Annotated in this window: 22 protein-coding genes and 1 pseudogene; 10 read left to right on the top strand and 13 right to left on the bottom strand. The window is 52.6% G+C overall.

Annotated features, from left to right (window positions below; translation table 11 throughout):
- Positions 1-148 precede the first annotated feature (148 nt).
- Both RYZ59_RS21925 and pabB read right to left on the bottom strand, forming a co-directional pair.
- Entirely contained in the window at positions 149-727 is a 579-nt protein-coding gene (locus tag RYZ59_RS21925) for a CoA pyrophosphatase (RefSeq protein ID WP_318050706.1), read from the bottom strand.
- A 3-nt stretch (positions 728-730) separates the two neighbouring features.
- A complete protein-coding gene (gene pabB / locus RYZ59_RS21930) occupies positions 731-2092 on the bottom strand; it encodes an aminodeoxychorismate synthase component 1 (RefSeq protein WP_318050708.1) in 1362 nt (453 codons plus the stop codon).
- An 83-nt stretch (positions 2093-2175) separates the two neighbouring features.
- Between pabB and RYZ59_RS21935 the strand changes: the two genes are divergently transcribed.
- Positions 2176-2355 (top strand): YoaH family protein, encoded by a 180-nt coding sequence (locus RYZ59_RS21935; RefSeq protein ID WP_003020986.1) that lies wholly within the window; start codon positions 2176-2178, stop codon positions 2353-2355.
- 6 nt (positions 2356-2361) lie between these two features.
- Here the strand turns inward: RYZ59_RS21935 and RYZ59_RS21940 are convergent, their stop codons facing one another.
- Positions 2362-2706, bottom strand: a complete 345-nt coding sequence (locus RYZ59_RS21940) for a RidA family protein (protein WP_042307863.1) — start codon at positions 2704-2706, stop codon at positions 2362-2364.
- Between the two features lie 141 nt (positions 2707-2847).
- Between RYZ59_RS21940 and RYZ59_RS21945 the strand changes: the two genes are divergently transcribed.
- The 5 genes from RYZ59_RS21945 (at position 2848) to rnd (ending at position 9291) form a co-directional block, all read left to right on the top strand.
- Positions 2848-4758, top strand: a complete 1911-nt coding sequence (locus tag RYZ59_RS21945) for an ATP-dependent DNA helicase (protein ID WP_202038440.1) — start codon at positions 2848-2850, stop codon at positions 4756-4758.
- Between the two features lie 58 nt (positions 4759-4816).
- Entirely contained in the window at positions 4817-5512 is a 696-nt protein-coding gene (gene tsaB / locus RYZ59_RS21950) for a tRNA (adenosine(37)-N6)-threonylcarbamoyltransferase complex dimerization subunit type 1 TsaB (protein ID WP_318050712.1), read from the top strand.
- A gap of 95 nt (positions 5513-5607) precedes the next feature.
- Positions 5608-6201, top strand: a complete 594-nt coding sequence (locus tag RYZ59_RS21955; RefSeq protein WP_318050713.1) for a Slp family lipoprotein — start codon at positions 5608-5610, stop codon at positions 6199-6201.
- A 204-nt stretch (positions 6202-6405) separates the two neighbouring features.
- Positions 6406-8091: a long-chain-fatty-acid--CoA ligase FadD gene (fadD, locus tag RYZ59_RS21960; protein WP_318050715.1), complete on the top strand. Its 1686-nt coding sequence runs from the start codon at positions 6406-6408 to the stop codon at positions 8089-8091.
- 84 nt (positions 8092-8175) lie between these two features.
- Positions 8176-9291 (top strand): ribonuclease D, encoded by a 1116-nt coding sequence (gene rnd, locus RYZ59_RS21965; protein WP_318050717.1) that lies wholly within the window; start codon positions 8176-8178, stop codon positions 9289-9291.
- A 50-nt stretch (positions 9292-9341) separates the two neighbouring features.
- Here the strand turns inward: rnd and RYZ59_RS21970 are convergent, their stop codons facing one another.
- The 5 genes from RYZ59_RS21970 to RYZ59_RS21990 all read right to left on the bottom strand — a co-directional run bounded on the left by RYZ59_RS21970 (position 9342) and on the right by RYZ59_RS21990 (position 15945).
- Positions 9342-10307: a PDR/VanB family oxidoreductase gene (locus RYZ59_RS21970; protein WP_318050719.1), complete on the bottom strand. Its 966-nt coding sequence runs from the start codon at positions 10305-10307 to the stop codon at positions 9342-9344.
- Positions 10308-10366: 59 nt separating this feature from the next.
- On the bottom strand, positions 10367-11815 hold the full coding sequence (locus RYZ59_RS21975) for an NAD-dependent succinate-semialdehyde dehydrogenase (protein ID WP_318050721.1): 1449 nt from the start codon (positions 11813-11815) through the stop codon (positions 10367-10369).
- Positions 11816-11833: 18 nt separating this feature from the next.
- Entirely contained in the window at positions 11834-12958 is a 1125-nt protein-coding gene (gene yeaW, locus RYZ59_RS21980; protein WP_318050723.1) for a carnitine monooxygenase, oxygenase subunit YeaW, read from the bottom strand.
- A 45-nt stretch (positions 12959-13003) separates the two neighbouring features.
- The gene (locus RYZ59_RS21985) at positions 13004-14605 is read right to left on the bottom strand and encodes a BCCT family transporter (RefSeq protein WP_137381643.1); all 1602 of its coding nucleotides are present in this window, start codon (positions 14603-14605) and stop codon (positions 13004-13006) included.
- A 257-nt stretch (positions 14606-14862) separates the two neighbouring features.
- Positions 14863-15945: a tartrate dehydrogenase gene (locus RYZ59_RS21990; RefSeq protein ID WP_318050725.1), complete on the bottom strand. Its 1083-nt coding sequence runs from the start codon at positions 15943-15945 to the stop codon at positions 14863-14865.
- Positions 15946-16048: 103 nt separating this feature from the next.
- Between RYZ59_RS21990 and RYZ59_RS21995 the strand changes: the two genes are divergently transcribed.
- The gene (locus tag RYZ59_RS21995) at positions 16049-16966 is read left to right on the top strand and encodes a LysR family transcriptional regulator (RefSeq protein WP_318050727.1); all 918 of its coding nucleotides are present in this window, start codon (positions 16049-16051) and stop codon (positions 16964-16966) included.
- 85 nt (positions 16967-17051) lie between these two features.
- Here RYZ59_RS21995 and minE read toward each other — a convergent pair whose 3' ends face one another.
- Genes minE through minC form a run of 3 tightly spaced genes read right to left on the bottom strand, consistent with a single transcriptional unit; the run spans position 17052 to position 18865 of the window.
- Positions 17052-17318, bottom strand: coding sequence for a cell division topological specificity factor MinE (gene minE / locus RYZ59_RS22000; protein WP_003833739.1), 267 nt, complete (start codon positions 17316-17318; stop codon positions 17052-17054).
- Between the two features lie 3 nt (positions 17319-17321).
- Positions 17322-18134 carry a septum site-determining protein MinD gene (gene minD / locus RYZ59_RS22005; protein ID WP_005122235.1) on the bottom strand — a complete coding sequence of 271 codons (813 nt, stop codon included), beginning with the start codon at positions 18132-18134 and terminating at the stop codon, positions 17322-17324.
- Positions 18135-18157: 23 nt separating this feature from the next.
- Positions 18158-18865 (bottom strand): septum site-determining protein MinC, encoded by a 708-nt coding sequence (minC, locus tag RYZ59_RS22010; RefSeq protein WP_318050734.1) that lies wholly within the window; start codon positions 18863-18865, stop codon positions 18158-18160.
- A 125-nt stretch (positions 18866-18990) separates the two neighbouring features.
- On the opposite strand from minC, the gene RYZ59_RS22015 reads away from it, so the two are divergent.
- The 3 genes from RYZ59_RS22015 (at position 18991) to RYZ59_RS22025 (ending at position 20553) form a co-directional block, all read left to right on the top strand.
- Positions 18991-19284 carry a YcgL domain-containing protein gene (locus tag RYZ59_RS22015; protein WP_137381645.1) on the top strand — a complete coding sequence of 98 codons (294 nt, stop codon included), beginning with the start codon at positions 18991-18993 and terminating at the stop codon, positions 19282-19284.
- 69 nt (positions 19285-19353) lie between these two features.
- A complete protein-coding gene (locus RYZ59_RS22020; protein ID WP_048211422.1) occupies positions 19354-20013 on the top strand; it encodes a fumarylacetoacetate hydrolase family protein in 660 nt (219 codons plus the stop codon).
- Between the two features lie 93 nt (positions 20014-20106).
- On the top strand, positions 20107-20553 hold the full coding sequence (locus RYZ59_RS22025) for a YcgN family cysteine cluster protein (protein ID WP_005122244.1): 447 nt from the start codon (positions 20107-20109) through the stop codon (positions 20551-20553).
- Between the two features lie 26 nt (positions 20554-20579).
- Here the strand turns inward: RYZ59_RS22025 and RYZ59_RS24855 are convergent.
- Both RYZ59_RS24855 and RYZ59_RS24860 read right to left on the bottom strand, forming a co-directional pair.
- Positions 20580-20774, bottom strand: a pseudogene (locus tag RYZ59_RS24855) (site-specific integrase); the annotation flags it as partial.
- Complete coding sequence (locus RYZ59_RS24860) at positions 20775-20951, bottom strand: DNA methyltransferase (RefSeq protein ID WP_220472505.1); 177 nt, start codon at positions 20949-20951, stop codon at positions 20775-20777.
- Between the last annotated feature and the right edge of the window lie 4 nt (positions 20952-20955).

Below are 20955 nucleotides of genomic sequence, written 5' to 3' on the forward strand. Positions count from 1 at the left end.
AACGATGTTATAACTGCGCATAGTGTAAGAGGGAACGCGGCGATCGGCTTAACTATTCACATGAATTAAACTAATAGATAACCGCGGTTTTACTAATGTTGTGACCTGAGTTTCAAGTTGTCTATGGTGTGCGTAAAGATAAGTATAGTCAGGGCTTCACGCCAATTTGCAGCGCCAGCTCACGAATTATTCCGGCAGTCATTCCCCAGACGAAATATTGCTCATACCAGGAAAGCCATACGCGATGTGAATCGCCACGACGGTAGATATCGAGGGGATGGTAACGACCTAAATGCAGGGCTTGCGCCAACGGCATTTCAAACACCGCTGAAACCTCATCTTCACTGGCTCGATACGGTAAATTGGGCGGGATGATGCCCACCACCGGTGTGACCTGGAACCCGGTCACACTATCGACCGGCGGCAGCACGCCAATGACCTCAACGGATGAAGGCGGAATTGCCACTTCTTCCTGGGCTTCGCGCAGTGCGGCGGCAATCAGCGAAGCATCGCTGCTGTCCACCGCGCCCCCAGGAAAGGCGACCTGCCCGGCATGTTTTCGCAAATGAACGGAGCGCTGAGTCAATAGCAACCCCGGCTGTGGACGACGGACGATAGGGATCAGTACGGCGGCCTGGCGTTGGTTTAGCGCATCATGATTTACCTGCGGGCGCAGGAGTTGAAAACGTGATAAAAAATCATCAAGCGTCAGGCTGCTGTTTTCCACGTGTCAGTTCTCCAGTTGATGCAAAATACGATTCACTTTATCAAATGTTTCCTGATATTCCGCGTCTTCCTGACTGTCCGCTACAATGCCGCCGCCAGCTGAACAGTACAACTGTCCGCCGGTCGCTGTCAGGGTGCGAATGGTGATACTGGTATCCATATTGCCGCAAAAGCTCAGATAACCGATGCTGCCGCACCAGGCGTTACGACGTTGTGGCTCCAGCTCATCAATAATTTCCATTGCCCGCACTTTTGGTGCGCCCGTAATGGAGCCACCTGGGAAGGCGGCACGTAATAGATCGGTCGCGTGCAGCGTCTGCGGCAAACGTGCGGTGATGGTACTGACCAGATGATGTACGGCCGGGAAGGGTTCAACCACAAACAGTTCCGGAACCTTAACCGAGCCTGGAACGGCGACGCGTCCGATATCGTTACGCATCAAATCGACGATCATCAGGTTTTCCGCCCGATCCTTTGGTGAATTTGCCAGCGTGTCGGCTTGCTGGCGATCGGCATCAGGATCGTCCAGTCTGGGTAGCGTGCCTTTGATGGGGCGCGTCTGGATATGCTGATTTTCCAGTTGGATAAAGCGCTCCGGTGACAGGCTGAGGATCGCCCCGTCTTCCAGGCGTATAAACGCACTGAATGGCGCGCGGTTGGCACGATTGAGCTGGACAAACGCTTGCCATTCATCGCCCTGATACTGCGCCTGAAAACGTTGGGCCAGGTTGACCTGATAGCAGTCGCCGCTGTGCAGATACTGCTGCACCTGACGAAACTTTTCGCCGTATTGCTCACGGCTCATATTCGAGTGCCATGCCGACGTTAATGTAAAGGGCTCGCTTACCGGCGGCAGTTGATTTTCAAGCCAGGCCAGACGGGCATGCACATCGCTATGGCTAAGCAGTGATATAGTCTGTAGCTGGTGATCGATAATCAACGCCCAGTCATAGATACCGACGGCCATATCCGGCAGGGCGATATCGCATTCGGCGATATTCGGCAGCGATTCAAAGCGGCGGCCCAGATCGTAGCCAAACAGGCCCAGTGCGCCGCCCTGGAACGGGAGGTCGGGATGATAATCGGGCTGAATAGCCAGGGCGGTTAGCGTTGACTGTAATACTGCCATCGGGTCATCAGGCGTGCGCAAAATGCCTTGCCTGTCCTTGACCACTGTCTCCAGAGCACGCGTGACCAGTGTCGCAACGGGATCGGCGACCAGAATATCAAAACGGTTATGCGGATGATCGGCATCACCTGAATGTAACAGCATCGCCCAAGGGAGATGGCTTAAGGTCGAAAAATAGCGTTCAGCGGCGTTTTGACACCAGGGTAATGTGATTACTGCGGGAGATAACGTCTTCATCAGTCCTGACTCGTTGCTACTCTACTGGCTAACTGCCCGGTAGCATGAAATAATTAGCGCAGACAATTTAGCAGGAGTTAACAATGTTTGCAGGTTTACCTTCACTCAGTCATGAGCAGCAGCAAAAAGCGGTAGAGCGTATTCAGGAACTGATGTCGCAGGGGATGAGCAGCGGACAAGCGATTGCTCTGGTTGCTGAAGAGCTACGCGCCAGCCATACCGGTGAACGGATCGTGGCGCGTTTTGAAGATGAAGACGAGTAACGTTGCTTAAACCGCAGCGATAATCTTGATCTCGACTTTGTATTTCGGGTTCATCAATCCGGCCTGTACCGTACAACGTACCGGCGCGTGACCGGCAACGACCCACGCATCCCAGGCTTTATTCATGGCGGCAAAATCACTTTTGTCTGCCAGAAAAAGGGTGGCATCAAGGATTCGTGACTTGTTGCTACCCTGTTTTTCCAGCACCGCATCAATTTGTGCCAGCGTATTTGCAGTTTGTTCAAAGGCATCTGCGTCCAGGTTCTCCGGTACGCCGGTGTAGTACAACGTGTTGTTATGGATAACCACGTCAGACCAACGTGCTTCGGCATCAATGCGCACAATCGTCATAAATCATTCCTTATTTACATTTTTCTTCATGGGCTTCAGATTGCGCCAAGACTGCCATAATGTTGCGCCCGCGTCACCTCTTCAACTGGCGAAAGACCCGCTGGCCTGACATAATCCCTGTTCAAATGAACAGGGGGCAGTGTGACGGACGATTTTGCAGCAGACGGTCAATTGGCTAAAGCGATACCGGGTTTTAAACCGCGTGAACCACAGCGACAGATGGCGATTGCTGTCAGTCATGCCATTGAAAAATCACAACCGCTTGTTGTAGAAGCCGGCACTGGCACAGGTAAAACCTACGCTTATCTCGCCCCGGCGCTTCGTGCTGGCAAGAAAGTGATCGTGTCGACGGGTTCGAAAGCGTTGCAGGATCAGCTTTACAGCCGCGACCTCCCGACCGTCGCAAAAGCCCTGAAGTTCACCGGTAAACTGGCGCTGCTAAAAGGGCGCTCCAACTACCTGTGTCTGGAACGCCTCGAACAGCAGGCGCTGGCGGGTGGCGATCTGCCGGTACAAACGTTAAGCGACGTCATCCTTCTGCGTTCATGGTCAAATCAAACCCTTGATGGCGATATCAGCACCTGCGTCAGCGTGGCGGAAGATTCACAGGCCTGGCCACTGGTGACCAGCACTAACGACAACTGTCTTGGCAGCGACTGCCCGCTGTATAAAGAGTGTTTCGTCGTCAAAGCCCGTAAAAAAGCGATGGATGCCGATGTGGTGGTGGTCAACCATCATCTGTTTCTCGCCGATATGGTGGTGAAAGAGAGTGGATTTGGTGAATTAATCCCCGAGGCAGATGTGATGATCTTCGATGAAGCCCATCAGCTACCGGATATCGCCAGCCAGTACTTTGGTCAATCACTCTCCAGCCGGCAACTACTCGATCTGGCGAAAGACATTACGATTGCGTATCGCACAGAATTGAAAGACACCCAGCAGCTACAAAAATGCGCCGATCGTCTGGCGCAAAGCGCACAGGACTTTCGCTTACAGCTCGGCGAGCCCGGCTATCGTGGAAACCTACGAGAACTGTTGGCTGACCAACGTGTGCAACGGGCGTTTCTACTGCTTGATGACACCCTGGAGCTGTGCTACGACGTGGCGAAATTGTCCCTTGGGCGTTCTGCGCTGCTGGATGCCGCGTTTGAGCGCGCCACGCTGTACCGTGCCCGATTAAAACGCCTGAAAGAGATCAACCAGCCAGGATTCAGCTACTGGTATGAATGTACCTCCCGGCATTTTACGCTCGCATTAACGCCGCTTACCGTGGCTGACAAATTCAAAGAAGTGATGGAACAAAAGCCGGGGTGCTGGATATTCACCTCCGCGACATTGTCGGTAAACGACGATCTCCACCATTTTACGGCGCGGTTGGGCATTGATGAAGCCGAGTCGATGCTGCTGCCGAGCCCCTTTGATTACACGCGTCAGGCACTGCTGTGCGTACCACGCAATCTGCCGCAAACCAACCAGCCGGGCGCGGCGCGTCAACTGGCCGCTATGCTGCGCCCTATTATTGAAGCGAACAACGGGCGCTGCTTTATGCTGTGTACCTCGCATGCAATGATGCGCGATCTGGCGGAGCAATTCCGCGCCACCATGACGCTTCCCGTACTTTTACAGGGCGAAACCAGTAAAGGGCAACTGCTACAGCAGTTTGTCAGCGCAGGGAATGCCTTGCTGGTTGCTACCAGTAGTTTCTGGGAAGGGGTAGACGTGCGTGGCGATACGCTGTCGCTGGTGATTATCGATAAATTGCCGTTTACCTCCCCGGACGATCCGCTGTTAAAAGCGCGGATGGAAGACTGCCGCCTGCGCGGCGGCGATCCTTTCGAAGAGGTTCAGCTCCCGGATGCGGTTATCACGCTGAAACAGGGGGTAGGGCGACTGATCCGTGATGCTGACGACCGTGGTGTGCTGGTGATTTGTGATAACCGCCTGGTGATGCGACCTTATGGCGCGACCTTCCTGGCAAGCCTTCCGCCTGCGCCCCGTACGCGTGATATTGCGCGTGCTGTTCGCTTTCTTGCGATACCATCGGCTGAGTAATTTGTTACGGAGTGTGGTAAGATACGCGCCAAATTTATTGATCTGATCACAAATACCCATGCGAATTCTGGCTATCGATACCGCCACAGAGGCGTGCTCTGTTGCCCTGTGGAATGACGGTACTATTAAGGCTCACTTCGAGCTTTGCCCACGAGAACATACCCAACGAATTTTGCCGATGGTCCAGGATATCCTGGCCGCTGGCGATTTAACGCTCACCGATATTGATGCCCTGGCATTTGGTCGCGGTCCCGGCAGTTTCACCGGTGTACGCATCGGTATTGGTATCGCTCAGGGGCTGGCGTTAGGGGCGAATTTACCGATGATCGGGGTTTCTACTCTGGCGACAATGGCACAGGGTGCCTGGCGTAAATCCGGTGCGACACGCGTGCTGGCAGCGATTGATGCGCGTATGGGTGAGGTGTACTGGGCTGAATATCAGCGTGATGAAGATGGTATCTGGCGCGGCGAAGAGACAGAAGCGGTGTTAACGCCGGAGCAGGTACACGATCGCCTGCTGCAGCTTTCTGGCGACTGGGTAACCGTTGGCACGGGCTGGCCAGCCTGGCCTGAACTCGGCAAAGACAGTGGTCTGACGCTGAACGAGGGCGACGTATTGCTGCCAGCGGCAGAAGATATGCTGCCTGTCGCGACGCAAATGCTGGCATGCGGCAAGACCGTGGCTGTTGAACATGCTGAACCGGTTTATTTACGTAACACCGTGGCGTGGAAGAAACTTCCTGGTAAAGAATGAATCTTAGTAGTAAATCCCCCGGTTAATACGAACAGCCGCCGATGTGCAGTTGTCTGAACGTGCCGGGGCAGGCGCTAAGAAAAGGGAGTCGCAACATGGTGGTCCAAAAGCAGTTAATGAAAGGTGTACTGGCAGGCGTATTAGCGTTATCGCTAAGCGGCTGTGTCACCATCCCGGATGCGATTAAAGGTTCGAGCCCGACACCGCAGCAGGATCTGGTGCGGGTGATGAATGCGCCGCAGTTGTACGTCGGACAAGAAGCTCGTTTTGGCGGTAAAGTGGTGGATATTCAAAACCAGCAAGGGAAATCCCGACTGGAGATCGCCACCATGCCGCTCGACAGCGGGGCACGACCGATTCTGGGCGAAGCGTCACGCGGGCGAATTTATGCCGATGTTAACGGCTTCCTCGACCCGGTAGATTTTCGTGGTCAACTGGTCACCGTAGTCGGACCGATTAGCGGAACAGTGGACGGAAAAATTGGTAGTACACCGTATAAGTTCATGCTGATGCAGGTAACCGGTTATAAACGCTGGCATATTACCCAGCAGATTGTGATGCCTCCGCAGCCGATTGACCCCTGGTTCTACGGTGCGCGTGGCTGGCCTTACGGTGGCTACGGTGGCTACGGTGGATGGGGATGGTACAATCCTGGCCCCGCACAGGTTCAGACCATAGTAACAGAGTAACTCATTGTTTTAATGGTAAAAGAAACAGCGGCTCGTCCGCTGTTTCTGCATTAACGTGGATATAAGAAAAATAAATAGTGACGTGCTTCGCAACCTTGTCGTTGTGTAATAAACAAACTGGTACGCTGAGTTAATATTATGTTAACAGTTTGTTTATTGCCTGGGGTTGTGATGACGACGAATACGCATTTTAGAGGTGATGTATTGAAAAAGGTTTGGCTTAACCGTTATCCCGCAGGTGTTCCCGCGGAGATCAATCCTGACCGTTATCAATCCCTGGTGGAACTCTTCGAACACTCAGTAAGGCGCTATGCCGATCAGCCTGCGTTTATGAACATGGGGGAGGTGATGACCTTCCGCAAGCTCGAAGAGCGCAGTCGGGCATTTGCGGCTTATTTGCAACAAGGACTTGGACTGAAAAAGGGCGATCGCGTGGCGCTGATGATGCCCAACCTGTTGCAATATCCCGTTGCACTGTTTGGGATTTTACGTGCCGGCATGATTGTGGTGAACGTTAACCCGTTGTACACGCCCCGCGAGCTGGAACATCAGCTCAACGATAGCGGTGCCTCGGCGATCGTCATCGTCTCTAACTTTGCTCACACGCTGGAGAAAGTGGTCGATAAGACCTCGGTTCAACACGTGATCCTCACGCGTATGGGCGATCAGTTGTCGACCGCGAAAGGGACGCTGGTTAACTTCGTCGTGAAGTATATCAAGCGTCTGGTGCCAAAATATCACCTGCCGGATGCCATCTCATTTCGCAGTGCGCTGCAAAACGGTTACCGCATGCAGTATGTGAAGCCGGAAGTCGTGTCTGAAGATTTGGCTTTCCTGCAGTATACCGGTGGTACCACCGGTGTGGCGAAAGGCGCAATGCTCACGCACCGTAACATGCTGGCTAACCTGGAGCAGGTTAATGCCACATACGGACCGTTGCTGCATCCGGGTAAAGAGCTGGTGGTGACGGCGCTACCGCTGTACCACATTTTCGCGCTCACCATGAACTGCCTGCTGTTTATTGAACTGGGTGGACAAAATCTGCTGATCACTAACCCGCGTGATATTCCGGGGTTGGTGAAAGAGCTGGCAAAATACCCGTTTACCGCGATGACCGGCGTCAATACGTTGTTTAACGCGTTGCTGAATAACAAGGAGTTCCAGCAACTGGACTTTTCGTCGTTGCACCTGTCTGCTGGGGGCGGTATGCCCGTTCAGCAGGCGGTGGCAGAACGCTGGGTGAAGCTGACCGGCCAATATCTGCTGGAAGGTTATGGTCTGACCGAGTGTGCTCCACTGGTAAGCGTTAACCCGCACGATATCGACTATCATAGCGGCAGTATCGGGTTACCGGTTCCGTCTACCGAGGTCAAACTGGTTGACGATGACGACAATGAAGTTCCGCCGGGAGAGCCGGGCGAACTGTGTGTTAAAGGGCCACAGGTGATGCTGGGCTACTGGCAACGCCCGGATGCGACCGATGAAATTGTCAAAAATGGCTGGTTGCACACGGGTGATATCGCAGTGATGGACGACGAAGGCTTCCTGCGTATTGTCGATCGTAAGAAAGATATGATCCTGGTGTCGGGTTTTAACGTTTATCCGAACGAAATTGAAGATGTCGTCATGCAGCACCCTGGCGTTCAGGAGGTGGCTGCCGTCGGCGTACCGTCGGGCAGTAGCGGTGAGGCGGTAAAAATCTTTGTGGTGAAGAAGGATGCTTCGTTAACCGATGAAGCGCTGGTTACTTTTTGCCGTCGTCAACTGACGGGCTACAAAGTTCCGAAACTGGTGGAATTTCGTGATGAGTTGCCGAAATCTAACGTCGGTAAAATTTTGCGACGAGAATTACGTGACGAAGCCCGCGGCAAAGTGGACAATAAAGGCTGAGCGTTAAGACAGCCAGCAGAAAGCGCCGGATAATCCGGCGTTTTTTTTGGCGAAAACCTAAGAGAGCACGATTTGAATTATCAAATGATCACTACGGACGACGCGTTAGCCACGCTGTGCGAAGCCGTCCGTGAATTTCCGGCGATAGCCCTGGATACAGAATTTGTTCGCACGCGTACCTACTACCCGCAGTTGGGGCTGATCCAGCTGTTTGATGGCAAACACGTTGCTCTGATTGACCCGCTTGGGATAACCGACTGGTCGCCGCTGCGCGATATCCTGCGTGACACTGCGATCACTAAATTTCTGCATGCCGGAAGTGAAGACCTGGAAGTGTTTCTCAACACGTTTGGTGAACTCCCGCAACCACTGATCGATACCCAGATTCTGGCCGCCTTTTGTGGACGCCCACTGTCGTGGGGCTTTGCTGCGATGGTGGAAGAGTTCACCGGGGTGGCGCTGGATAAAAGTGAATCGCGCACCGACTGGCTGGCCAGACCGCTGACCGAGCGGCAGTGCGAGTATGCGGCGGCAGATGTCTGGTATTTATTACCGATCACCACAAAGCTGATGGCAGAAACTGATGCGTCCGGCTGGTTGCCCGCTGCGCTGGACGAATGTCGTTTGATGCAACAGCGTCGTCAGGAAATTCTGGCGCCTGAAGATGCGTGGCGAGAAATTACCAATGCCTGGCAGTTGCGTACCCGTCAGCTCGCTTGCCTGCAACTCCTGGCCGACTGGCGGTTGCGCAAAGCGCGTGAGCGTGATTTGGCAGTGAACTTCGTGGTGCGCGAAGAACATCTGTGGGCGGTTGCCCGCTATATGCCGGGAAGTCTGGGGGAACTGGATAGCCTGGGTCTCTCAGGTAGTGAAATTCGTTTCCATGGCAAGACGCTGATTTCACTGGTCGAGAAAGCGCAGGCAATGCCGGAAGAAGCCTTGCCGCAACCGTTGCTGAATCTGATGGATATGCCGGGTTATCGCAAGGCATTCAAAGCCATTAAAGCCCTGGTGGCCGACGTGAGTGCGGAGCAGAATCTTAGCGTGGAACTCCTTGCTTCGCGTCGTCAAATCAACCAGTTGCTCAACTGGCACTGGAAATTAAAGCCGCAGGCGTCCCTGCCGGAGCTGATTTCCGGTTGGCGTGGCGAACTGATGGCCGACCGCCTCAGGGCGCTGCTGCTGGACTATCCGCAGTAAGCGAGCAGGCCGACCGGGTATTGTCCATCGCTTATCCGGTCGGTTAAATTCTACAAATCAAGCACCAGGCGTTTGCCTTTGGCGCGTGAACAGCAGATAAGCATGCTCTGCTGGCTGGCTTTTTCGTCGTCGCTAAAGTATTGATCGCGGTGATCCGCTTCCCCTTCAAGAATCGCCGTCTCGCAGGTACCGCACACGCCTTCACGGCACAGACACTCGACTCTGGCAGCTTTGTTATTTTCGATAACCTGCAGAATAGTCATCTCTTGCGGAACGACAAACTCACGTCCGGAACGTGCCAGCACGAGGGTGAACGCATCACCGCTCTTATCCTCTAGCGCAAATTGCTCAAAATGCAGCGTATTGCTATCCAGACCGTGGCGGGCGGCCTCGCGTCTTACGGCATCGTTAAGCACTGCCGGGCCGCAGGTATAAATGTGGGTGCCGGGTTCTACATCGGCCAGCAGACGAGCCAGGTCGAGGCGTGTGCCTTCGCTCGAAAGATGCAGATGAATGCGATCGGCCTGGTGGTGCTGTTTCAGTTCATCATGAAACGCGCAGTTTTCCAGGCTGGGTGAACAGTAATGTAGCTGCCACTGTGCCTGGGCGTTTTCGAGTTCCGGGATCTGCGACAGGAAGGGCGTAATACCAATGCCGCCAGCAATTAACAGATGCTTTTGCGCCTGCGGTTCGAGGGCAAAAAGATTATTGGGCGTGGAAATCGTCAGCGTATCGCCGGGTTTGACCTGCTGATGCAGGTATCGTGAACCGCCTTTGGAATTCTCCTCCAGGCGCACAGCAATTTGCCAGGTGCGGGTATCGAACGGCGAGCTAATCAGCGAGTACGCATTGCTATAGAGATTTTCGCCATCGCGCATTTGCACGATAATATGGCTGCCGCCCTGGAACGCAGGCAACAGATCGCCTGAGGCAGCCGTTAAGGTGAAGCGCTTTACATGCGCGGTAATCGTTTCAATCTGACTGACCTGAACTTCTCGCATTTGATATTCAGACATTGCGGCACTCCCTAAAAAATCTGTCCGGCGCGGGTTACCCGGCGCGCCGGAATCTGTCGTTACAGCCCCTGGCAGAGATATTTCATTTCCAGGTAATCTTCGATACCGTGTTCGGAACCTTCTCGCCCCAACCCTGACTGCTTCACACCCCCGAACGGGGCGACTTCATTCGAGATCAGTCCGGTATTAATCCCGACCATGCCATACTCCAGTTGCTCAGAAACACGCCAGATGCGCGCGGCATCATTGCTGTAGAAGTAGGATGCCAGTCCATAAATGGTGTCATTTGCCTGGCGGATCACATCCTGTTCATCTTCAAATTTCACCAGCGCGGCGACCGGTCCGAATATCTCTTCCTGGAGCAACTGCGTGCCCGGCTGCACGTTGCCGATGACGGTGGGCGTAAAATAGTTTCCTCCCAGCGCGTGGCGTTGCCCCCCGGTTAACAGCGTGGCGCCCCGCGTCAGCGCGTCATCGAGAAGCGACTGCACTTTGTCTACGGCAGCGGTATTGATTAGCGGACCGATTTGTACGCCGGGTTGCTCACCGTTGCCGACTTTCAGCGCGGCGACCCGGGCCACGAATTTCTCACAAAACGCGTCATAAACAGCCTGATGAATGTAAAAACGGTTCACGCAAACGCAGGTTTGTCCGGCATTGCGGAATTTAGCCACCAGCGCGCCTTCAACGGCTTTGTCGAGATCCGCGTCCTCAAATACGATAAATGGCGCATTGCCGCCCAGCTCCAGTGAGACCTTTTTGATAGAGTCGGCACACTGGCGCATCAGTACGCGCCCTACCTCGGTAGAGCCGGTAAACGACAGTTTGCGTACGCGATCGTCAGCGGTGAACAATGCACCAATTTCGCGAGACTTTCCGGTCACGACATTGATAACACCTGCCGGAATACCGGCCTGACGTGCAAGTTCTGCCAGCGCCAGAGCGGTAAACGGTGTTTCGTTGGCCGGTTTTACTACCATCGTACAACCTGCGGCCAGCGCGGGACCGGCTTTGCGGGTGATCATTGCCGCAGGGAAGTTCCATGGTGTAATTGCCGCGCAGACACCAATACCCTGACGGATCACCATCAACCGCTTATCCGCCGCAGGCGAGGGGATAATCTCGCCATTAGTACGTTTAGCCTGCTCGGCAAACCACTCAATAAACGACGCGGCATAGACAATCTCTCCTTCCGCCTCAGCCAGCGGCTTGCCCTGCTCGGCGGTCATGATTTGCGCCAGCGCCGTTTTGTTGTCGAGAATTAAATGGTGCCAGGCTTTAAGCAACGTGGAACGTTGGGCTGCGGTCATTGCCCGCCAGGCCGGTAGCGCCTGAGATGCGGCATCAATGGCGCGTTGCGCCTCCGATGTTCCCATGTTGGGAATCAGCCCCAGAATGGCCCCTGTTGCCGGGTTGCTGACCGGCAACGTGTTACTGTCATCGGCATCACACCAGTGTCCGGCGATAAACGCCTGCTGGCGAAAAAGTGAAGTCTGAAAAACGGTCATATCGAACTCCTTCGCGGATTATTCCTGAAACACCTGAGCGACCAGATTATGGAAATGGGCAATGCCATGTTCGGAGATTCCGCTACCGCTGGTATCCGCCATAATGCGTCCCTGTCCACGATAGCCACGTGATTTCAGACCTTTTTGTACGCTCTCAACCAGACGTAAATCCTCAGGGCGGAAGACACTGCGATACCATTCGATCAGCGCTTTTTGCTCTTCGGTCAGCTCTTCATTAGTGAAATAGATGTCGTAGTTTTGCAGCGTGGTTTCTGCATCCACCGGGAATTCATAAATAACGGTCATCATGCCTTTGATTGGCGTGACGTTGAGCATGGTGCACGGCCACAACCAGAAGCCGTGGAACGCAGCATCAACACCTTCTTCGAACTTAAATGACTGTTCAGAGGGTTTGGCAAAACCGTATTGCAGCGTCCAGTTGCCGTGCATGGTATGCCAGTAACGGTCAACCTGTACTGAGTCGGAAAAACCAGGGTGGGCCGGACCGCAGTGGTAGCACTCCAGATAGTTATCAACGATATTTTTCCAGTTGGCCGGCGTGCGGGTAGTGAAACGCGCGGCGAGTTTCAGATCGTGCACGTCAGGGCAGGCCTCGACGACTTTAGCAGCCAGTCCCGGAAGCTGATCTTCAACGCTACCGGCGTTCGGGTCCATATTGATGAAGACAAAACCGGCATATTCTTCGAGTCGTACTGGTGTCAGATGCGCCTTTTCACTGTCAAAGTTGGCGACGTTTTCACAGTTACGCGCATGCGCCAGATTGCCATCAAGTTTGAACGCCCACGCGTGGTAGGGGCAGGTAATCACGTTTTTGGCTTTCCCTTCGCCGCTCAGCAGTTGATGACCACGATGCGGGCAGACGTTGTAGAATGCGCGCAGTACATTATCGCGACCACGCACCAGCACGATGTTCTCACCAATCACTTCACGCGTGACATAGTCATTTGGCTTTGCCAGTTCGCTGCTGTGAGCAACACAAATCCAGCTTTTGGCAAACACGTTCTCTTGTTCGTGTTCAAAAGCCTGCTGGTCGGTATAGAACCGTGCCGGGATAGTCCAGGCGTCCTGCGGATTGGCACAAAAATTTTGCGGCAGAATAAACTCAGGGCTCAGATTGCTCATCGGATTACCTTTAATTTGTGAGTAAGAGGATTTTTTTACTGGCGCTTAATTGCCGCCTTTGAGTAGTGTCCCAGCCGGTGGCGTGACGGGCGCGTCGACCGGTGCTTCGGGAAGATGACTTTCGATTTGGTGAGCAGGAACATGGGCATAATCCTGCCGTACCCAGCGCAGAAAACCGCCGACCTTCACCAACAGGATGGCGAGGAAGGGAAGGGCGGTCAGTACCACCGTGGTCTTCATTGTTTCCAGAGACGCACCGGTGAATAAAATGGATAATGGAATCAATGTGATAACCACACACCAGAACAGACGTAAACCTCGTTCAGGATCTTCCCCTTCCTGTAGGTTACGTGTGCTGGTGGCGGCCATGGTGTAGGCCACAGCATCCATATGCGAGGCAAGGAAAATAATCATGATGGCCAGATACGCGACCAGGAACAGCTTCCCGGCAGGCAGTGACATCAGTACCTGCTGCACCGCCGTTTCTCCGCCCTGCGTTGCCATGATCTGCGGGATATCAATCACGCCATTGACAAACTGATGGATAGAGTAGCTCTCCATCACCCCGAAGAAGAACCAACAGCCGACGGTACTGCCAAGGATTAATGCCCAGATAACCTCTTTGATTTTGCGCCCGCGAGAAACGCGCGTCACAAACATAGCGACGCCCGGGGTGTAGGAGATCCACCACAGCCAGTAGAACACCGTCCAGTTGCGGGTAAACTCACCGTTACCGAGCGGGTCGGTAAACAGGCTCATCTGCAAAAAGTTTTGTGTCGTCAGGCCGATAGCGTTGATGATGTTATTGGTGATGAACTCGGTTGGGCCGACAATCAGTACCACCAACGGCAGTAAAAATGCCCCCCAGCCCACCATCTTGCTCAGACGTTGCAGACCATTGTTGATGCCAATCCAGGAGCTGAGGCAGAAGATGCCGCCAGAGAACAGGATCACAAAGGCTTGCACCGTAAAGTTATCCGGTAAACCGGTAAGTGCTGATAAACCACGGGTGAAGGTTGCAGCGGTAACGACCAGGGAGATGGTTAACGCGCCGACGGTGGCGATCAGGAACATCAAATCGACCAGTCTTCCCCATACGCCCTGTGGATGAACGCCGGTGATAGCGGCAATTATCCCGGACAGGCTCAAACCTTTATTTTTACGCACATGGAAATGGTAGGCCATGGTTAACGAGGCCAGTGTGTAGGTCGCCCACGCGCTGATCCCCCAATGGAAAAAGGAGTAGGGCAGACTGAATTCCAGCGCTTTTTGTGAGTGTGGGGCGATGTTCAGACCCGGCGTTTGGTAGTAATAGGCCCACTCAGCAACACCCCAGTAGAGCGTGGAGGAGCCTAATCCGGCGCAAATAAACATAAACAGCCAGGAAAGCGTACTGTATTCTGCTTTACCTTCACCGAGGCGAATATTGCCGTATTTGCTGGTGGCCAGCCAGACAACCAGCCCCATAGCCATGAGGACCAGGATCTGCACGGCGGAACCCAGCATGCGAGTGACGCCGTTAAAAATGGTATTCGCTACTTGTGCAGACTGCTGAGGGAAGAGACTGAGTGTGGCGGCGATAAAAAGAATAGCCACCAGGCTGATGGCTATCAGTGGCACATCTTTTTTCTTTACGTTGCTCAACATGGATGATCTCCTGGGCATAGTCGCCCGCGTTTGGCATTAGCCTGTCGTTGTTATCATGCTGTAGGGTAAGATTTTGTCGCTTCGTATTTAACAATTTTATTATTTGTTCTTTACATGAATTAAACAATTGCCTGATGCGTGAAGCAATAAAACACGGAACGGAAATAATAAAAAGTGAATTCACGCAGGTTATTTGACGCACAGAACACATAAAAAAACCGCGTCAGTGACGCGGTTCATATTTCGTGGTTTGACCTCTAACGTAGTGCCCGGCAGATAGCGTCACCTACCTGTTGCGTGGTGGCATTGCCTTTCATGTCCGGCGTTTTAGGGCCGCTGGCAATCACCTGTTCAATCGCAGCCAGAATGCCATCGTGGGCGGCCTGATAATTCGCTTCTCCGTTGCCAAGGAAATCCAGCATCATCGCACCAGCCCAGATGGTGGCAATTGGGTTCGCAATATTCTTGCCGTAGATATCCGGGGCCGAACCGTGGACCGGTTCGAACAACGATGGGAAGGTTCGTTGCGGATTTAAGTTTGCCGAGGGGGCAATGCCAATCGTGCCAGTGCAGGCTGGCCCTAAGTCGGACAGGATGTCGCCAAACAGGTTAGAGGCGACCACCACATCAAAACGCTCCGGTTGCATGACAAAACGGGCGCACAGAATGTCGATATGCTGTTTATCCCAGCGGATTTCAGGGTACTGGGCGGCCATTGCTTCAACGCGTTCATCCCAGTAAGGCATGCTGATGGCCAGGCCGTTTGATTTGGTGGCCGAGGTCAGCGTTTTACGCGGACGGCTCTGTGCCAGTTCAAACGCGTAACGCAAAATGCGATCAACGCCACGACGCGTGAAGACCGACTCCTGAATGACCACTTCATGTTCGGTACCCTCGCTTACGCGCCCGCCCAGTGATGAATACTCGCCTTCGGTATTTTCACGCACAACGTAGAAATCAATGTCGCCGGGTTTCTTACCCGCCAATGGGCAAGGAACACCAGGAAACAGGCGTACCGGACGCAGGTTGACGTATTGATCGAACTCACGACGAAACTTGAGTAACGAGCCCCATAGTGAGATGTGATCCGGTACAGTGTCCGGCCAGCCAACGGCACCAAAGTAGATAGCGTCGAAGGATTTCAACTGTTCATGCCAGTCATCCGGCATCATCTTGCCGTGATGCGTATAGTACTCGCAGCTGGCCCATTCCATTTGCTCAAAGCTGAGCGACAGGTCCCAGCGTTCGGCGGCTGCCTGTAACACATGAATGCCTTCAGGCAGGACTTCTTTACCAATGCCATCTCCGGGGATAGCGGCAATACGACAGGTTTTCTTCATAGCAGCTCTCACTTGTACGCCATCAAAATTGACTTTCCCCTTATCCTATAATTGACTGATTAATAGTTAATCCCTCCAACTGGTGAAACATAAAACACAGATCATGAATAATCTGCCGCTGTTAAATGATTTACGCGTCTTTATGCTGGTTGCCCGCCGCGCGGGTTTTGCCGCGGTTGCTGAGGAGCTAGGCGTTTCGCCCGCTTTTATCAGCAAGCGTGTTGCGTTGCTGGAACAGACACTGAACGTGGTGTTGTTACACCGTACGACACGGCGTGTCACCATCACGGAGGAAGGGGAACGGATCTACGAATGGGCCCAGCGGATCCTGCAGGATGTGGATCAGATGATGGATGAGCTGTCCGATGTCCGGCAGATCCCGCAGGGGATGTTACGTATTATCAGCAGCTTTGGTTTTGGTCGCCGTGTCGTGGCTCCAGCGTTGTCAGCGCTGGCAAAAGAGTATCCGCAGCTGGAGTTGCGGTTTGACGTTGAGGATCGGTTAGTCGATCTGGTTAATGAAGGTGTCGATCTTGATATTCGTATCGGGGATGATATTGCACCCAATTTGATCGCACGTAAGCTGGCGACCAATTATCGAATATTATGCGCATCACCCGAGTTTGTGGCGCAGCACGGTACACCGAAACAACTGAACGATCTGTCCACGTTGCCCTGCCTGGTGATTAAAGAGCGCGATCATCCATTTGGCATCTGGCAGATGCGTAACAAAGAGGGCGTGCACTCGATCAAGGTGACGGGGCCGCTCTCCTCCAATCATGGCGAAATTGTTCACCAATGGTGTGTGGATGGTCAGGGGATTGCGCTACGCTCATGGTGGGATGTCTGCGATAACATCGCCAGTGGGCATCTGGTTCAGATATTGCCTGACTATTATCAACCAGCAAATATTTGGGCTGTTTATGTGTCACGTCTGGCGACGTCGGCAAAAATCCGTATTACCGTGGAGTACTTACGTCGCTATTTTGCTGAGAACTACCCGAAGTTCAGTTTGGAATAAATGGGGCGCAGTCTGGACTACGATCAAAAATAAAAAAGGCAGAATAATCTGCCTTTTTTCAACCATGACTCATTTACAAAAGACGCTATTTAGACTCTTCTGCTTCAGGTAAAGTCACGTTAAGTTCGAGGATAGAAATATCGCCGTCTTTTTGTTCAAGCTGTACGGTGACCATTTCAGGATCAATTTGTACATACTTACAGATAACGTCGAGAATATCTTTCCTCAACTGCGGTAAATAATGCGGCTCGGCGTCACTACGACGACGTTCCGCAACAATAATCTGCAGTCGCTCTTTAGCGATGTTCGCTGTGCTCTTTTTCCGCGAGAGAAAAAAATCCAGTAGTGCCATAACTTATCCTCCGAACAGGCGTTTGAGGAAACCTTTCTTCTCTTCTTCAATGAAGCGGAAAGGACGTTCTTCTCCCAACAGACGGTCTACGGTATCAGCATAGGCTTTGCCGGCATCAGCATTGATGTCGAGAATAACCGGCTCACCCTGGTTAGACGCGCGCAGGACTGACTGATCTTCAGGAATCACGCCAACCAGCTTGATTCGCAGAATTTCCAGTACGTCTTCCATGCTGAGCATGTCACCTTTATTTACGCGGCCAGGGTTATAGCGCGTAAGCAGCAGATGCTCTTTAATCGGATCTTCGCCATTTTCAGCGCGACGAGATTTAGATGCCAGAATACCCAGAATACGGTCAGAGTCACGTACAGAAGACACTTCCGGGTTGGTGGTAATAATGGCTTCGTCGGCAAAATATAGGGCCATCAGCGCGCCGGTCTCAATACCGGCCGGGGAGTCGCAGACGATGAAGTCAAAATCCATCGCTTTCAGATCGTCCAGAACTTTCGCGACGCCTTCACGGGTCAGCGCGTCTTTATCACGAGTCTGTGAGGCCGGAAGAATAAAGAGATTTTCGGTACGTTTATCTTTGATCAACGCCTGATTTAACGACGCATCGCCCTGAATAACGTTGACGAAGTCATAAACGACGCGACGTTCACAACCCATAATCAAATCAAGGTTACGCAGGCCGATATCAAAATCAATAACGACTGTTTTCTTTCCCTTCTGGGCCAAACCTGTAGCGATGGCCGCGCTGGAGGTGGTTTTGCCAACGCCCCCTTTACCCGAAGTAACAACAATAATGCGTGCCATAGAAATTCCTTGTTAAAAAGGGATCAATTCAACGGTTGAACTGTCAAAGCGTTCTCTGCCAATTGCAGACGTGCCGCTTTGCCATAAAATTCTGCTGGGATTTTATCACTCAGCCAATAAACACCTGCGATAGACACCAGTTCTGCCGTCAGGTGGGTACAGAAAATTTGCGCTTCCCGATCGCCGCTTGCGCCCGCCAGAGCACGGCCTCTCATCATGCCATAAACGTGAATATTGCCATCAGCGATAAGCTCTGCGCCCGCACTGACGTGACTTGTAACAATCAGATCACATTGTGGAGCATAAATGCGCTGACCGGAACGAACCGGTACATTTATTAATCGTGTTTTTGTGATGGGAGTAACGTTTTGCGGCGGTGCGGCAGGTGCCGGAGCTTCAACAGGTGCGGAACGAATGGCTTTTTCTTTACCTTCTGTCAGTAAAGGAAGCCCCATTTCGTCGATTTCTGCCTTAAGTTTTGCATCCTTGCATCCGCTAACACCAATAATGCGCAGACCCGTGGACGTGACGACTTTTTGCAGCGCCGACCAGTTTACCGGGCTTTCAAGGCCACTCACGTTGATCACCACGGGAGCATGTTTTAAAAATGCAGGTGCCTGCGCGATTTTGTCTTCCAACGCCTGACGAATAACCTCGGGTTCTGCTTCATGTAAGTGAACCACTGATAAGGTGAAGCTACTGCCTTTAAGCTCGATTGGCGTGTTTGACATCCTGGCCTTACTCAATTTGCTATTATCATCCCCAGTGCGGGGTGATATTCCGAAGACTATAAGGCATGTTATAGTCAGTATTATATTGAGGCAAGCCACCATTCCGTGAATTCAGAGTAAAAGATATGTTTTGTGTGATCTACCGAAGCAGCAAACGTGACCAGACCTATTTATATGTCGAAAAAAAAGACGATTTCTCGCGTGTTCCTGAAGAACTGATGAAAGGATTTGGTCAGCCAAAGCTGGCAATGATTTTACCGCTTGATGGTCGTAAAAAACTGGTTAATGCCGATCTTGAAAAAGTAAAACAGGCACTAACCGAGCAGGGCTATTATTTACAAATACCACCGCCGCCTGAGGATTTACTCAAACAGCATTTATCTGCGGTAAAACAAAATACACCAGACGCTAAACGTTAAACTGCATCCGGCAGCAGCATGTCGCATCGATGCAGTACCTGAAATCTATGACTACGTTAGGGGAAAGTAATGTATCAACATCACAACTGGCATGGTGCTCTGCTGGATTATCCGGTGAGCAAAGTGGTTTGCGTAGGTAGCAATTATGCAAACCATATTAAAGAGATGGGGGGAGCAACGCCGGAAGAGCCGGTGTTGTTTATTAAGCCTGAAACTGCGCTGTGTGATTTGCGCCAACCGCTGGTTATTCCGGCTGATATGGGTTCCGTTCATCACGAAGTTGAACTGGCCGTGCTGATCGGGGCAACCCTGCGCCAGGCGACAGAAGAGCATGTGCGCAAAGCCATCGCTGGCTATGGTGTGGCGCTGGACCTGACCCTGCGTGATATCCAGGGCAAAATGAAAAAAGCGGGTCAGCCGTGGGAAAAAGCGAAGGGTTTTGACAACTCTTGCCCGCTGTCGGGGTTTATTCCGGTCGCGGAATTTAACGGCGATCCGCAGGATACTCAGCTCGGATTAACGGTGAATGGCGAAGTGCGCCAGCAGGGCACTACGGCGGATATGATCCATCATATTGTTCCATTGATTGCTTACATGAGCCGATTCTTCACGCTTAAAGCCGGTGATGTGGTACTGACTGGGACGCCAGCAGGCGTTGGGCCGTTACACAGCGGTGATGAACTGGCTATCAGTTTCCATGGTCAGACGCTAACCACCCGGGTGTTGTAATCTCTGTTTGCCGCCTATTTCGGGCGGCAAAACTTGCATCAACGTGCCAGACTGGTTATAAGGTGCAGCTTTAGTGAAATAGCGGATACCCTGATGAGCGACATACCTTTCTGGCAAAGTAAAACCCTTGATGAAATGACCGATGCCGAGTGGGAGTCATTATGTGATGGGTGCGGCCAGTGCTGCCTGCATAAGCTGATGGATGAAGACACCGACGAAATCTACTTTACCAACGTCGCGTGTAAGCAACTCAATATCAAAACCTGCCAGTGCCGTAATTATGAACGACGATTTGAATACGAGCCCGATTGCATCAAACTCACGCGTGATAACCTGCCAACCTTTGAATGGTTGCCGATGACCTGCGCCTATCGTTTATTAGCGGAAGGGAAAGGGTTACCGGACTGGCACCCATTGCTGACGGGCTCAAAGGCGGCAATGCACGGTGAGCGTATTTCAGTACGCCATATCGCGGTGAAAGAATCAGAAGTGCGTGACTGGCAGGACCATATTCTGAACAAACCTTCATGGGCGGACTAACGTCATGATGTTAAAGGAGTTTGTGTTTACTCGTTTTGGGCATGGGGCGCCTGTGGGGCATCACCTTCGAAATTAGCATTCAATATTGCCAGTTGATTGTCATTGTTGTCGGACATCCATTTACCGTAAATGCTGTAAACCATCTGTGCCGATGTATGCCCCATTTGAGCTGCAATGAAGTTGGGATTGACTCCGGCGCTTAATGCCCAACAAGCATAGCTTCATACGGCCTCCGTCGTCTTTTTGAAGGAGTGAGCTATTCGCGCCGATGCGATTGTCGCGTAGTCAGGATTCATGTCTATTCTGATGAAGCTGAAACCTTCTTCTATGGCTGCTCGACCCGTGCTCCCGCTACCCATCCATGGATCAAGAACGGTACCGCCATGCGGGGTAATCAACCTG

This window comes from Citrobacter sp. HN-141 (genome assembly GCF_033341895.1).
In the GTDB taxonomy this organism is placed as follows: Bacteria; Pseudomonadota; Gammaproteobacteria; order Enterobacterales; family Enterobacteriaceae; genus Citrobacter.